Below are 14,198 nucleotides of genomic sequence, written 5' to 3'. Positions count from 1 at the left end.
GAGGGTAGAATATCAGGAATCACACCAATTTTTATTTGATAATCTAAGGCTTCTTTGGTTTTGAAAGCCTTTTCTCGAGTGTCTTTATCTTATCAAAAACAAGGAAATAAATCAAGAACAAACGTTCCTTTTTCGTAGTACGGTTATTAATTTGCTAGTTGGTGTAATAAATCATCAATGTGCTCATTGATGATAACCAAACGGTTTTTCAGTAATTGCCCCTTTTTAGTCAGCACTAAATTCCCGCCCTGATTCTGGAATAATTTAACTTCCAGATCAGTTTCGAGATAGTGGATATGCTGCGTAATCGCTTGTTTTGATAGGCACAGATCTTCCTCAACCTTTGCATAGTCTAAGGAATCCGCTAAAACCAGGAATGTTTGGTAACGATAATCAATCATGAAATCACCCTTTCATTTCTAAATGATGGCTTACCGGCAAATCAAATCTGAAATCGCCTCAAAATGCGTTATTTCGGATTTGTTTTGTCTAAATAGCAGGAAAAAGAGTCTCAAAAACAGCTATTTGTCTGAATCGACTGAAATATTTCTTACTTTACTTTACCTGAAGTCAGATAGTAAAGATAAAGGCGTACGAAAACATCGGAAAGGCTGGCACCTTCCAAATCCATCTCTTTCATGAAATCAGACAATTCTTCTTTACTGACGATCAGATTGGCCAGTTTATAATAATCCCCCAAAGGATAGACATAGATGACGTTCTCCGGTGTCTTCCGTCCGAAGGGGTGAAAGAGATTCTTGATCGCAGTTTGGTAAAAGGGATTGTTCTTACCGGTGCTGAAATTTCTTGCAGCCATTTCCTTGAAATCAGCTAAATGGATCGGGATACTGGCATTTTTCCTGAAAAGAAAAAGGTCTCCTGACCCACTCACCATAGCTTTCTCCAACAGATCTTTTATGGCTGCCTGGTAGCCTGCTCGATAGTCGGAGGTTGTCTGTTCTACGGATTCGGTGCTTGCAGCTGCTTCCTTCTTCTTTGCAATAAATTCATCGAGGTCTGATTGTTCTATCTGATAGCCTGTTTTTCTGGATTCTTGTACAGCTGGCAAGTCCCCTTGACGAATCCATCGCAAGACCACTTGTCTAGAACTCGTAAGGCCTTCTTTTTCAAGAATGGTGAGTACTTCAGAGACGTTTAACATGTGACTCCCCCTCTCATTTATCTTTACTTTACCATATTTTAAAGTAAAGTAAAGATAAAAAAAAAGACAGAATACTGGATTTTGTGCCCAGTAGCATCTTCACTCAGCTTAATGTAGGAGAAATCGGGAAAACTGTTGGTTATGATAGAGAGGTTTTGGTAAAAATGGTCGAGTACAGTTCGCCTTATCATGTTCTTCAAAATTTCACGTTTCTCGGTCATGATGAACACCCCAATTCATTTTTTTACTTCAGTATTGAGGACGACTATAGCAATCTGGGAATGTTTGATTAGGCGTTATTGTGTCGTTAAAAATTAAAAACTACTTTCTAGAAATCCGTTTATGGAGATCTTTTTTCGTTTTGTGTCGCCATATGCCCTAGGCAATCCGGCGCGGCCGGATCAGGGCTTTACCTCTTCGGACTGTTCCACGGCAATCGACAGGCGGGAGCCCTCCCTGCGGTCCCACATGCTGCTATCCGGGAACAGAAAAGCGAATCAAGAATCGCAAAAAGTTTTTCCTCCGTCCTCTCCACGCTGTTCCGGTCCCGTCCGAAAAATTTTTTGGCTAAAGAGTCCCTACCCGCTGAAGCGGCAAGGGACTCTTTTTTCTGGATTCCCTTTAATGCCTCGAGGTGACTGGCTGGCCAACAAAACGGAAAAAATTCAGCTTTTCGCTCCCGCTGGGCCGACACAAAACGAAAGGGGAAAGAAAAAAATGAAGGAAAAAGCAAAAGTAAATGATTTTATTCGTATCTATACAGAGGAAGGAGATTACCTAATAGAAAATCCTTATCGAGTCACTCATATTGACCGTAGATTCCTCCCTAAAAAGCTCTACTATGAAGCACTAAGCTTGGACGGTTTGATTGATATTAAATTTTTAGAAGAAACAGAATTTGAAAAAATACAGTAAGGAAAAAGACAGCTAAATACATGTGGCTCTCCTTTTTATCTTTACTTTACTTTTTTGAAATGTAAAGTAAAGATAAAAAGGAAAAGTAATGGATCTTTAAAAAATATTGATTTATCGATAATAGACATGTGTCTATTATGAAGGTAGCAAGACTGCTCGTAGATTTTTTAGTATAAATTTTACGCGTGTTGGAAAAAGGAATAGCAGTGTCCAGAAAATGGTTCATTTCTGGACACTCCTTTTTTGGTATATTTTCTCTCTAAATGATCTGAAATACGTGTCCATAAACCCATTGCAAAATCGATGTTCAATTAATTATGCATAATAAAGTTGTGACACACTTAAAAAATTACAAATCATTTATATGGATGTTTGAATGCGAGCTTATGGTTATACTTCATTAATAACATTTTAGAAAAATAAGAACGTAGCCACCGCAATCGTATCGGTTGCTTTCTCTTTCCGCATTTAGTGGCGCTATTTCTCGCACTAATGGACTATATTCACCGTATAGTTGGCGTACTACTGTATTTCCGTACCTTTCTTTTAACCGCTTGATTAGATTTTCTGATTACCAAAGTGAGATAAATTCTATTTTAGTATGCTGTTTAAATGCTGCTTAAATCCCAAGACACGATTATAAATTATTGACAACATACGTTTAAAGATGTAAACTAATTACACTGATTACAAATGTAAACGAAAAAAAGGAGTGAAGAGGATGGTACCAATATTGGAGGTTCAAAGTCTTAAAAAAATTTTTACGAAAGCAGATGGATCCGCGCACACGGCGGTGGATGGCATCTCTTTTGATCTCAGAGCTGGTGAAATTTTCAGCTTTTTGGGTCCAAATGGGGCTGGGAAAAGTACAACTATCAATATGATCACCACCCAACTTTCCCCATCAGGTGGAATGATAAAAATAGAAGGACAGGATATCCGGGAAAATCCCGCTCTTGCGAGGCAGAAAATTGGGATTGTGGCCCAACATAATAATTTGGATCGGGGGCTGACGGCTCTCGAAAACCTGGTGTTTCATGGGAAATACTTCGGGATGGGAACAGCGGAAGCAGAAGAGCGCGCCCATTCTCTTTTGGAAGACTTTGGACTATCCGACTGGAAAGATGATTATGTAAAAAGTTTTTCGGGTGGGATGGCACAGCGTCTCAAAATTGCCCGAGCGATTATGCATCGGCCTAAACTTCTCTTTCTAGATGAACCAACGACAGGATTGGATCCCGCCTATCGAGAAATTCTTTGGAAGCACGTATTGACTCTTAATAAGAAGAATCATACAACAGTTTTTTTGACAACTCACTATATGGAAGAGCCTCAACGCTTTTCTGATCGAGTTGCCATTTACAATGCTGGTAAAATTAAGGCAATAGGAACGATTGAAGAACTAAGGGAATTGGTCCCAACCGCTAATATTATATACTTGACCCTTGATCAAATTCCTTCTGGGTTCGAGCAATTTCTTCAAAATGATTCTGCCATTAGACAAGTTGTTAAAAATGACCAGAAATCTTTAACAATCTATCCTGAAGACCACAAACAAGCATTGAACAAAATCATCAATTTGGTCGATAAGCACAATGTTACTTTAGAAAATATTCAGTTAAGTTCTACGAGCTTAGAGGATATTTACATCAGTTTGACGGATAATAAGGAAGGGGAGAAAAACAATGGGACAAATGCAAATATCAACTAATTCCGTATTTTGGACGATGGTGAAACGGGATATACTGGTCCAATGGCGGAACTGGGCGGAGTTCATTTTTCGGGTAGCCATGTTGCCCTTTATCCTCATTCTCACCTATGGATTTATTTTGCCGCGCATCGGTGTTTTAACGGAAGATTTCCCAAACAATATGTTTCCTGGGATGGTTGGCATGAGCCTTCTAGTCACGGGAATCCACGGTACAGCAATCCCGTTGTCCATGGACTTTAACAATTCTCGGGAAATTGAAGATCGGCTGCAGGCGCCAGTCGATATCAGAGTGACGGCTTGGTCGAAAATGGTTGTCGGAATCATTGAGTCCTGGATTGGTGGATTGCTCGTTCTGCCCATCTCACTGATGTTTATGGGTAGCTATCTCAATTTCTCCATGTCCAGTTTAGATATTTTACTGCTGATCCTTATCTTGGCCTTGAGTTCCGTTGCATCTGCTTCTTTGGGTCTACTGGTTGGTACGATTGTGAAGCCCATGCAGATTGCCGCTATGTTCCCTGGGTTTCTTATGCCAATCATCTTTACAGGAGCAGTTTTCTTCAGTTGGCAATCCTTAACTCCTCTTCCCATAATCAAGGGGCTCGTTTTATTTAATCCTCTGGTATATATCAATGAAGCCTTGAGATACACTATGATGGAAACCACTACTGCTATGCCGCTATGGTTTAGTTTGACGGGAATTATTCTATTCACACTCGCAATGGGCTGGTTGGGTATGAGACGTTTCACTAAAATGGCGATTCGTTAATTGTTTTGTTACAATTTTCTTGATTAGGCTGGGGCATTCCTAGCTGAAATGAGTGAAAAAAGGTTCCAATCACCAATTGTGGTGGTTGGAACCTTTTTTTGGAGTACCTTGGTGCAGCTTCCATCCTGTGGAGGTAACTTCGGGCAGTACCCTTTCTCTTGCTCACTATCATAATACGATTTTCAGACTATCTCTAACCCTCAGCACTTAATTGCATTATTCTTTTGTTACGAGTCAGGGTGCTCTTGCTGATACCGGTCATTTTCTCTACCTCTTTATAGGAATGATTCTTCAATAGATTCATGGCCAGATTGATTTGTTGCTGATTAAATTTCTTTGGTCGCCCTTCCCTGAAATCAGGTTTCTGTTTAGCCAGCTCTTTCCCTTCCTGCGTACGTTCCACAATCAAATCGCGTTCAAAATCCGCAAAAGCGCTGAAAATCGTGAAGATTAATCTTCCAGTGGACGTGTTTTCGATAATTCCTAAATTCAGCACGTTGATCCGCACGCCCTTCTCAAATAAGAGCTTGATCGTGTTCAATGCATCTTGCGTGCTGCGAGCGAAGCGATCCAGTTTCGTCACAACCAACGTATCTCCTGTCTCAATTTCCTGAAGGAGTTTTTGGAACTCGGGACGATCACTTTTTGTTCCGGTAATTTTCTCGAAGTAGACTCGGTCGCAGCGTTCCTCTTCGAGTTGACGTAGCTGTCCTTCTAGATCTTGTTGGCGGGTACTCACCCGTGCGTAGCCATATTTCATCTTTTTTCACCCTCACTTTTGAATATAAGTTATGACACACTTGTATCCCTTGATTTTACTGGAACTGAAAACTGTAGTCAATACTCATGAGTTATGACGAGCAATTAACATGAGCTTACGAGACTTGTCAGCTCCTCCTCTATCACTTTAAACACAAGGACAGCCAAAGCTTTTTCGATACGATCAACAGCTTAGACCAACGCCTCCCACAATGGTTTTGTAAGAAGCTGACGTTTTTAAATAAATACAAATTAGGGATTCAATATGCTTTAAAAACCAGGTATAGTAATGGTGCATTAGAAGGAACAAACAACAAGATAAAAGTGATAAAACGAGTAGCCTACGGCTATCGAAATTTCCACAACTTTCGAGCAAGAATTTATCTCATTCAAGGCTTGATCTTCTAAGTAAATCGAGTAGGAGGAGCCTCACGGCTCCGACCTCTCACACCACCGTACGTACGGATCCGTATACGGCGGTTCAATATCTTGCGTAAGCAGACTCTACCATTTCGCTTAGGGATACTAAGCCCCTGGACTGTCAACACCAAGTTATCGCCCATGCTGGGCGCACAACAAAAACCAGTTAAGCACTCTGCCTAACTGGTTATGACTAAATTTTCAGTTGTATCTTTCTCTACCAACACTAAATGTCGAAGAGCCAAAAAAGGAGATCTATCAAGCAATCTCCTTCCTAATAAATCTCCTCTTACATAAAGTTATTTATGAACACTGATTTAAGCTAAGCTGCCGATATCACAATCTCAGCATCCACTAAATCAGCCTTCAAGTTTTTGACATCTAAGTGGTCAAGGTAGAAATCCGTTACCTTATCACGAATTTGTTGTTCAATTACTCGCCGTAACGGCCGCGCACCCATTGCTTCATCATAGCCTTGTTCCATCAGCCAATCTTTGGCCGCTTTAGTTACCTCAAGTTTGATGGATTTTTTGGCTAAAGTTTTTTGTACATCCGCCAACATCAAATCGACAATTTGACTTAAGTCTTGCTTAGTCAGATGTGAAAATTCCACGATTCCATTAAAACGGTTCAGAAATTCTGGGCGGAAAAATGGTGCTAACTTATCCATTAATGACTGATCTCGTTGCTTGTCACCACTTAATGCTTCATTACCAAAGCCAGCATTAGAAGTAGCAATAATAATCGTATTTTTGAAATTAATGACATTGCCTTGTCCATCCGTTAAGCGCCCATCATCCATCACTTGTAACAGTAACGTTAATACTTGTGGATGAGCCTTTTCGATTTCATCTAATAATACAATGGAATATGGATTACGCCGAACCTGTTCAGTTAGAGTATTAGCATTATCATCATAGCCTACGTATCCAGCCGAGGTACCAATTAATTTCGACACAGCTGTACGATCAGCATATTCACTCATATCTAGCCGAATAATCGCATTTTCATTTCCAAACATATCTAAGGCTAATTGCTTAGCTAATTCAGTCTTTCCTACGCCAGTTGGGCCCACAAACAGAAAACTTCCAATCGGCTGATCACCCTCTGAAAAGCCCGCACGGTTACGCCGAATTGCTTTTGCTACCATTTCAACCGCTTCATCTTGACCGATTACCTTACTTTTCAGACGCTTATCAAGATTTTTCAAGCGCTCAATATCATTAGCGCCCATATCAGAAACTGGTATACCAGTTAAACGTTCAACCGATTGTGCCACATCATCAATCGTGGCAGTGATTTTTTCTTTTTGATCCGTTTCTTTAATTTTTTGCTTGGTTTCCTCGATCGACTTCTTGATATCAGCGGCTTTTGTAAAGTCCTCCGATTTAATGGCGGCCTCCTTAGCTGCCTCTAATTTTTTAAGGCGTTGATCCAATGTCTCAACATCAGTTTGCGAATTTTTAGCCGCTAAATGAGCCGCAGTCATGTCGATCAAATCGATAGCTTTATCTGGCAAAGTGCGTTGTGGTATATATTGGATTGAATAATCCACAGCCGCCTTCAAAACATCATCTGGTAATACAACATGATGATGTTTTTCGTACAGCTCTTTAATACCTTGTAATATACGTAAAGTGTCAGCGGCCGTCGGTTCATTAATCACAACATCATTGAATCGCCGTGCCAAAGCCGCATTTTTCAAAATAGTATTGCGATATTCATCTTGAGTCGTAGCCCCGATTACACTCAACTCGCCACGTGACAAAGCAGGTTTAATGATATCAGCCAATCCTTTGCCACCATCTTCACCACCAGTGGCACCCGTGCCGAGAATCTGATGAATTTCATCGAAGAATAGAATAATATTACCAGCTGCTTTAACTTCCTCTACCAGCTGTTTAATATTTTCTTCAAAAGAACCGCGATATTGAGTTCCTGCTTCCAAAGACGATAAATCAATCGAATAGATTTCTTTATCTTGAATCGTTTCTGGAACTTTACCAGCCACAATTGCTTGTGCCAGACCTTCGACGACTGCAGTTTTACCTACACCGGCATCACCAACTAAGATTGCATTATTTTTCGTTCTACGACACAAAATTTCTGCAGTTTCTTGAATCTCCTTCTCACGTCCAATCACTGGATCTAGTAATCCATCACGAGCCTGTTCTGTCAAATTAGTCCCTAACTTTTCTAAAATCCCTCCTTTTTTAACAGCCTGTTTACCATCTTTAGATACTTCTATTGTTTTATTATTTTGGGGTAGCTTACCAGTTGCTCGGTATTGAGTAAACTCATCCGGTGTCAACGATTGTCCATTAACTAAATACCGTGCACGCTCCGAATTTTGATTATCCATGCGCCGAAATAATTGATTGAAAACATCATCCATATCATTGTTGAAAAAAGGATCATTTCCGTAAAAATTTGCCATATTACAACACCTCCATAAAAATTTATATGTGTAACTTAGTGACCATAATATCCTTTAAGACTACAACTGTATTATAGCACAATTTTTATGTATCGCTAAGTAAAGTGCTTATAGAATCAATTAGAACCTGAATAATTCATAGAATTTCTGATACTCTATTAAAAGCCTATTAACGCGCGGTTCTTCTTTTCTTTTTCCGCACCCTTTGGGTGTACAAAAAGAACCCCAATCTGCTATGGTTAAAGTGACTAAACTAAACCAAGAAAGGGGTTCTCTCAATGGCTACATTACAGGAAAAACACGTAAAATTCAACTCTAAAATGGTGGTGTCAAACACCGGTGGTAATCTTTCGTCGGATGCCGGTCTCATCTTGGTGAAGGAATTCATGGATTCGCTTGGATTTTATTCGTTCGCGAAGCAATTCCTCCACTTCAATGAGGACCGTATTTATTGGACTCATGACAACATCTCCCTGCTCGAACAGCTGCTCTTCCAGTTGATTGCCAGATATTCCGCGGATTCATCCGCCAATCTCTTGAAGGAAGATCCCATTTTTCGGTTGGTTTTGGATAAGGAAGCCATCGCCTCCCAGGCCTCACTATCCCGCTTCTGGGACCGGATCAGCGAGGAGAACATTGCACAGTTTCAGGAACTGAACCAAGCCATGCTGGACAAGGTCCGCATGGAACGGAACAATACCCAAATGATCATCGATTTAGATTCCACACATTCGGATACGTTCGGGAACCAAGAAAAGACTGAGTACAATGCCCATTACGGCACACAGGGCTATCATCCGTTGGTGGCCTTCGATGGCCTCACGGGAGACTTTCTGAAAGCAGAACTTCGTTCTGGCAATGTGTATACGTCAAAAGGTGTAAAAGATTTTCTGGCACCGATGCTCGCACATTACTGTCAAGTCCTTCCCTGCACTGATATTTTGGTCCGGGGAGACAGCGGCTTTGCGACGCCCGAGGTCTATGATACATGTGAATCCAACGGAAGTTTCTATGTCATCCGCCTGAAATCAAATAAAGTCGTGGAAAAACTAGCGGAATCCTATGTCCTGGTTGGGGACAACCATTCCTGGGATGAAAGGGAAGTCCACCACTATTCCGCGTTCTATCAAGCCAATAGCTGGCCCCAAAAACGTCGAATCTGTATCAAATCGACTCGGGAAGCGAATCAGCTGGTGTTCAGTCACGAGTACGTGGTCACTAATTTTCACGAGGAATTATCCGCGAAAACCATCTTCCAGATTTACCATAAACGTGGCACCATGGAGAACTTCATCAAGGAAGCGAAAAATGGGTTCTATTTCGACAAGACGGATAGCTCAAGCTTCTTGGAAAATCATGCGCGGATGATGGTAAGCCTGTTGGCTTACAACCTGGTCAACTTCATGAAGACCATCTGTCTACCTGAAAAGGAAGCGACATTCCAAGTCGACACATTGCGGCTCCGCCTGTTCAAGGTGTCGGGTAAATTAGTCCACAGTGGCCGAAGATTGCTTTTACGGATGAGCTCCTATCATGTCTATCAAGACTTGTTTTATCAGTTACTGGATAAAATCCAGCAACTCAGTTGGCAAGCGTAAAATAGCAATCAGCTTTTAAAAAGACATGGAATCACTAAGGGATTCGTGCGCCCAAAAACAGCTCCAGATTCCCTATCTTCGTTAAAAAAACAAAAGGAAATCTGTTTTCGCAAGTACAAACCGGTTGAAAAAAGAAAATTCAACTCAAATCGATGTATAAACGTTATTTTCCCAAAAAAATTAGATCTATGAATTATTCAGGATAGATGCTAGTTATTAAGAATAGAAAAACTAAAATATATAGTCAATAATTTGATCTATTTTTGCCATATCTTGTAATGGTAAATAATCCGCAAGTACTAAATTCCGAGAATTGAAATCCAGTGATTTTAATTGAGAAATGAGGACCTGTCCATTAATATCCATTTCAGTTGGGAGTGTGTATCTAGTGGGTAGGTCTTTTATTGTAGAGGTAATCGGACAAATAATTACAAATCGTGTCTTTCTGTTAAAATCATAACGAGAAACAACCAAACCAGATCGACGTTTTTGATTTTTTTGTTCTGATGAGGAATCAAAATCAACCCAAACAATATCTCCTTTGTTAGGAATATATTTTTCTTTTTCTGACATTAGATTAATTCTCTCCCTTCAGGTGAAATATCTTCCCAATCATCCAATTCATAAAACTCTCCTTCATCTCCGCCTTCAAAAGGGTCAGATAATTTAGGAACTAAAAGAATAGTGCCGTCTGAAGAATAGACAACTAAATATTCTTTATTTGACTCTGGTTTTTTACCATTATGAGGTGGTAGTGTTATCACTACAGAACTACCTTGCATTCTTGATTTTGTTAGCAACATTTTAAACACTCCTTTTATTTATTATAGTATAAAAAACTATGTGTTGCAAAGATAATTTCATGTTTTATAAATAACAACATGAAACTGAGGAGAAAATTAAAAATAAAACAAGGGCACTATTTTAGATAAAATAGTGCGGTTACTTTGTTTCAAATAAAGGGTTTCTGAATTTTGTATAACTAACCGCATGAATATGGTACAATAGAAAGGAAATAGTGCAGTTAAAAATTCCGGAAGGGAATGATTTTTTGTCTTATAATGTGCAACCACTTCGAACAAAATCAGATATTGACGATGTACTTTTTGTTCTTAGACGAACAAAATATTCTAAAAGAAATGTTTTTCTCTTTTTATTTGGAATCAATGTTGGATTACGTGCTTCAGATATTGTTTGTCGAAAAGTGAAAGATATTTCATATTCACTTACACCAAAAATTATTGAGAAAAAAACGGGGAAAACTCAAACACTACATTTAGAAAATTTACAGCCATTAATTAAAACGTATATTGAAGAAATGAATTTAACTGAAGAGGATTATTTGTTTCCTTCACATGTGGGGAATAGTCACTTAACTGTAAATGGATTATACCGTGTATTTCAAAATGTAGGTATCCAATTAGAGAGATCAGACTTGGCCACACATACGATGAGAAAAACATTTGGTTATAATTATTATATGAAGACAAAAGATATTGGAACCTTAATGATTATTTTTAATCATTCTAGCGAAAAGATTACAAAACGATATTTAGGTATCACAGATCAAGAAATTGGTGAAAGTTTGGCTGATTTTAAATTAGGCTTTTAAATCCAATATTATCAGTCTTTAATGAATACATCAGAAGTTAATAAGTTCATTGTTCAAGGAGAAATCAAAGATAATTTTAAAATATAGTGATAGTTGAATGTTGTGAGGAGCTTTTTAAGGTCATTTGAAACTATTCATATGGATTATTGGTCATAAATGCATCAAAATACGTTTCTAAAATTTAGTCATAAATAATTATTAAGTATAAGTATACACGAAAGTATCTACTTTACAATGTATCTACTTTCGTGTATACTTATTTTAGAAGGAAGGTGTTCTTATGAGCTATGTTGTTGATGCTAGTGTTAAAACATGGGGGAATGGTAGTGCTGTTCGTCTATCAAAAGAACTTTTAGCAGTTGCTGGATTTCATGATTCTGAAGAAATTGAAATTGTAGCAGATGCGGATCAAATTATTATAAAAAAAAGAAGACAAACTAAAACTTTAGAAGAGATGTTTGAAAATTATGATGGTGGATTTTATGAACCAACTGTAGAAGACAGTGCTTGGTTAAGTATGGGGAGAGTTGGAGAAGAATGGTAGGAAAATATATACCTAAGCAAGGAGATATTATTCTAGTAAATTTTGACCCCTCATTAGGACACGAACAAAAAGATCAACGCCCTGCATTAGTTGTTAGTGCAAATTTACTATCAAAAACATCTCCTTTTACTTGGGTTGTTCCTATTAGTAATGGAAAATGGAATTATCCTACTCATGTAGTATTGGATGATCGAACAAAAACTAGTGGTCAACTATTTGTAGAACAATTAATGACGATTGATTATAGAGTAAGGCCTTTAAAGTATCTTGAGAAAATACCAAATGACATTCTTGATACGGTTTTAAATACTATACATGAATTGACAAAAAAAGTAAATGAGTAGTTTATATACTTTTTTGATTTTACAACCTGGCCTATATTTCATTTTTTTGCTTTGCTGCTTAGGTAAGTATTACGGAGGGGAAATATGCTAAATAATAAACTAGGGATTACTGATCAAGTAAAGTTAGCAAGGGCTGAAGAAAAAATTAGTAAAGCTAATGCTAAGAAATTATATGATTCAGGCGATATTCATACATTAGAGGTTGGTACGTATAAAGGTTTATCTGATATTCATAGATACCTATTTTCAGATATTTATGATTTTGCAGGTGAAATTCGAACCGTTAATATTTCTAAAGGTAATTTTAGATTTGCTCCAGTTATGTACTTAGAGGCTTCATTAAAGTTTATTGATCAGATGCCGCAACAAACAATTGAAGAGATTGTAGCAAAATATGTGGAAATGAATGTAGCGCATCCTTTTAGAGAAGGTAATGGACGCAGCACTAGAATATGGTTAGATTTAATTTTAAAAAAAGAAGTGAAAAAAGTTATTGATTGGAATTTAATCAATAAAGAATATTATTTATCAGCTATGGAGCGTAGTCCGGTTAACGATTTGGAAATACGATATCTTCTGACTAATGCCCTGACTAAATTTATTGATAACCGAGAAATATATATGAAAGGTATCGATGTTAGTTACTATTATGAAGGATATACGGAATACAATACAGAAGACCTTTAATTCTGTGGTATTGTAATTATTAAGATATCATGTTAATCTTATAAGTACAAATATATAACGATAGAAACAAATAAAAGAATCAACCTATGTCGGCACATAAGTTGATTCTTTTATTTTTTATTTAAAATGAGATAAAAATTATGAGTTAATCATATTTTAAGCATAATGGATTTGCAATTAGGGAGTTATCGCAAAATCTTAATATTATCAATTTAGATAACTTGGCTTCTATATAAAGAAGTTGTATTAGAGTAGTAATAAAAAAATAAGAACTTAATCAAGTGTTATGGCATTATTTACTTCCTTTAACTTGTTGAAAGAAAAAGGTATAATTAAGTTAGAAAAATAACTGTTGAGAGGTTGAATAAATTATGCAAAAACGGGAAAAATTGTTGAATGAGATTAGTAATATTTTAGAATTAGAAAATGATACTTTGAGTTTAAACAGAATTATTGAGTATACACAGTTTCCAAAAAGAAAAAGTTTTTTTGAAAAGGCAATATTAAAAGAAAATCGTCCTTACGGAGTTTTCAATGATAGTGAAGAAATTCTGATCTATCAAAGTAGAAAATCACCTGAGTTTACTGATCATCAAAAAGAATACTTTGAGTTAATAGTTAGCAATGTAAATAAACTTATTGAGTTAAGAGATAAATAATATAATGAAGATATGTAATTAAATGAGTTTGAGTCCAATGTCAATTTTTTTATTATTTAGAGTAAAGTTTTAAATGGAAATGAGGTGGAATTCATAAAAAAACAAAAGTTATACGTATCGGGAATTCTCTTGGAGTCATTTTACCTAAAGATAACGGAATAACAGTTGACGAATCATTAACGTATAAAGAAAATGGAAGCATCATTCAATTAGACTTATCAGAAACACAAAAATTACATGATAGAAATCTAATTGAAGAAAGTTTTAAAGATTTCGAGGAAGGCAATGTTGTAACTGAAAAAGAAATGGTAAAAGAATTTGGAAATTATAGATGGGGTAATTAGAAAATGATAGAGTATTCTGTTGAATATACAAATTAAAAGAGGCTAACAGCTATTCAGTTGTTAGCCTTATTCAACTTTCATAAAAATATTAGTTTTCCTGAAAGTTGAACATAATACATTGCAACACAGCGCATTCACCCAAAGTTACGGTATGCTCTACAATAAAAAAGGAAATGCTTCTAACTCAGCATTTCTTTTTTTATTTAGACTTTAAGATTAAAAATTTATTCGGAAAAA

16 protein-coding genes and 1 pseudogene are annotated in these 14,198 nt (G+C 37.3%); 11 read left to right on the top strand and 6 right to left on the bottom strand.

The features are described from left to right. Positions 1–146: 146 nt before the first annotated feature. Both BR77_RS17660 and BR77_RS17655 read right to left on the bottom strand, forming a co-directional pair. Positions 147–401: a helix-turn-helix domain-containing protein gene (locus BR77_RS17660; protein ID WP_035067058.1), complete on the bottom strand. Its 255-nt coding sequence runs from the start codon at positions 399–401 to the stop codon at positions 147–149. A gap of 149 nt (positions 402–550) precedes the next feature. Then, the gene (locus BR77_RS17655) at positions 551–1,162 is read right to left on the bottom strand and encodes a helix-turn-helix domain-containing protein (protein WP_035067055.1); all 612 of its coding nucleotides are present in this window, start codon (positions 1,160–1,162) and stop codon (positions 551–553) included. Positions 1,163–1,630: 468 nt separating this feature from the next. Between BR77_RS17655 and BR77_RS17650 the strand changes: the two genes are divergently transcribed. From BR77_RS17650 to BR77_RS17640, 3 genes are all read left to right on the top strand, one after another. Beyond that, positions 1,631–2,077: a hypothetical protein gene (locus BR77_RS17650; protein WP_035067052.1), complete on the top strand. Its 447-nt coding sequence runs from the start codon at positions 1,631–1,633 to the stop codon at positions 2,075–2,077. A gap of 721 nt (positions 2,078–2,798) precedes the next feature. After that, positions 2,799–3,788: an ABC transporter ATP-binding protein gene (locus BR77_RS17645; protein WP_035067049.1), complete on the top strand. Its 990-nt coding sequence runs from the start codon at positions 2,799–2,801 to the stop codon at positions 3,786–3,788. Continuing rightward, entirely contained in the window at positions 3,763–4,557 is a 795-nt protein-coding gene (locus tag BR77_RS17640) for an ABC transporter permease (protein ID WP_035067047.1), read from the top strand. Before BR77_RS17645 ends, BR77_RS17640 begins: the two co-directional genes overlap by 26 nt. A gap of 193 nt (positions 4,558–4,750) precedes the next feature. On the opposite strand, the gene BR77_RS17635 is transcribed toward BR77_RS17640, so the two are convergent. Beyond that, complete coding sequence (locus BR77_RS17635; protein WP_035067045.1) at positions 4,751–5,317, bottom strand: recombinase family protein; 567 nt, start codon at positions 5,315–5,317, stop codon at positions 4,751–4,753. 83 nt (positions 5,318–5,400) lie between these two features. On the opposite strand from BR77_RS17635, the pseudogene BR77_RS18880 reads away from it, so the two are divergent. Next, positions 5,401–5,724, top strand: a pseudogene (locus tag BR77_RS18880) (transposase); the annotation flags it as partial. Positions 5,725–6,058: 334 nt separating this feature from the next. Here BR77_RS18880 and clpL read toward each other — a convergent pair. Beyond that, on the bottom strand, positions 6,059–8,173 hold the full coding sequence (clpL, locus tag BR77_RS17630; RefSeq protein WP_035067042.1) for an ATP-dependent protease ClpL: 2,115 nt from the start codon (positions 8,171–8,173) through the stop codon (positions 6,059–6,061). A gap of 278 nt (positions 8,174–8,451) precedes the next feature. Between clpL and BR77_RS17625 the strand changes: the two genes are divergently transcribed. Beyond that, on the top strand, positions 8,452–9,771 hold the full coding sequence (locus BR77_RS17625; RefSeq protein WP_035067040.1) for an IS1380 family transposase: 1,320 nt from the start codon (positions 8,452–8,454) through the stop codon (positions 9,769–9,771). 231 nt (positions 9,772–10,002) lie between these two features. Here BR77_RS17625 and BR77_RS17620 read toward each other — a convergent pair whose 3' ends face one another. Together BR77_RS17620 and mazE are read right to left on the bottom strand one after the other, a co-directional pair. Continuing rightward, positions 10,003–10,344 carry a type II toxin-antitoxin system PemK/MazF family toxin gene (locus tag BR77_RS17620; RefSeq protein ID WP_034558236.1) on the bottom strand — a complete coding sequence of 114 codons (342 nt, stop codon included), beginning with the start codon at positions 10,342–10,344 and terminating at the stop codon, positions 10,003–10,005. Continuing rightward, a complete protein-coding gene (gene mazE, locus BR77_RS17615) occupies positions 10,344–10,574 on the bottom strand; it encodes a type II toxin-antitoxin system PemI/MazE family antitoxin (RefSeq protein WP_034558234.1) in 231 nt (76 codons plus the stop codon). Before mazE ends, BR77_RS17620 begins: the two co-directional genes overlap by 1 nt. Before the next feature lie 248 nt (positions 10,575–10,822). Here mazE and BR77_RS17610 point away from each other — a divergent pair, with 248 nt between their 5' ends. The 6 genes from BR77_RS17610 to BR77_RS19670 all read left to right on the top strand — a co-directional run bounded on the left by BR77_RS17610 (position 10,823) and on the right by BR77_RS19670 (position 13,961). Then, a complete protein-coding gene (locus tag BR77_RS17610) occupies positions 10,823–11,383 on the top strand; it encodes a tyrosine-type recombinase/integrase (RefSeq protein WP_034558409.1) in 561 nt (186 codons plus the stop codon). A 280-nt stretch (positions 11,384–11,663) separates the two neighbouring features. Continuing rightward, entirely contained in the window at positions 11,664–11,927 is a 264-nt protein-coding gene (locus tag BR77_RS17605) for an AbrB/MazE/SpoVT family DNA-binding domain-containing protein (RefSeq protein ID WP_051926839.1), read from the top strand. Continuing rightward, the gene (locus BR77_RS17600; RefSeq protein ID WP_034558232.1) at positions 11,921–12,271 is read left to right on the top strand and encodes a type II toxin-antitoxin system PemK/MazF family toxin; all 351 of its coding nucleotides are present in this window, start codon (positions 11,921–11,923) and stop codon (positions 12,269–12,271) included. Before BR77_RS17605 ends, BR77_RS17600 begins: the two co-directional genes overlap by 7 nt. 84 nt (positions 12,272–12,355) lie before the next feature. Next, positions 12,356–12,958, top strand: a complete 603-nt coding sequence (gene fic / locus BR77_RS17595) for a protein adenylyltransferase Fic (protein ID WP_034558230.1) — start codon at positions 12,356–12,358, stop codon at positions 12,956–12,958. Positions 12,959–13,329: 371 nt separating this feature from the next. Next, positions 13,330–13,617 (top strand): hypothetical protein, encoded by a 288-nt coding sequence (locus BR77_RS17590; RefSeq protein WP_034558228.1) that lies wholly within the window; start codon positions 13,330–13,332, stop codon positions 13,615–13,617. 89 nt (positions 13,618–13,706) lie between these two features. After that, positions 13,707–13,961 (top strand): AbrB/MazE/SpoVT family DNA-binding domain-containing protein, encoded by a 255-nt coding sequence (locus BR77_RS19670; protein WP_080732592.1) that lies wholly within the window; start codon positions 13,707–13,709, stop codon positions 13,959–13,961. Positions 13,962–14,198: the final 237 nt, after the last annotated feature.

This window comes from Carnobacterium maltaromaticum DSM 20342 (assembly GCF_000744945.1).
GTDB classification, from domain to species: Bacteria; Bacillota; Bacilli; order Lactobacillales; family Carnobacteriaceae; genus Carnobacterium; species Carnobacterium maltaromaticum.
This window is presented reverse-complemented; position numbering and strand designations above follow the sequence as displayed.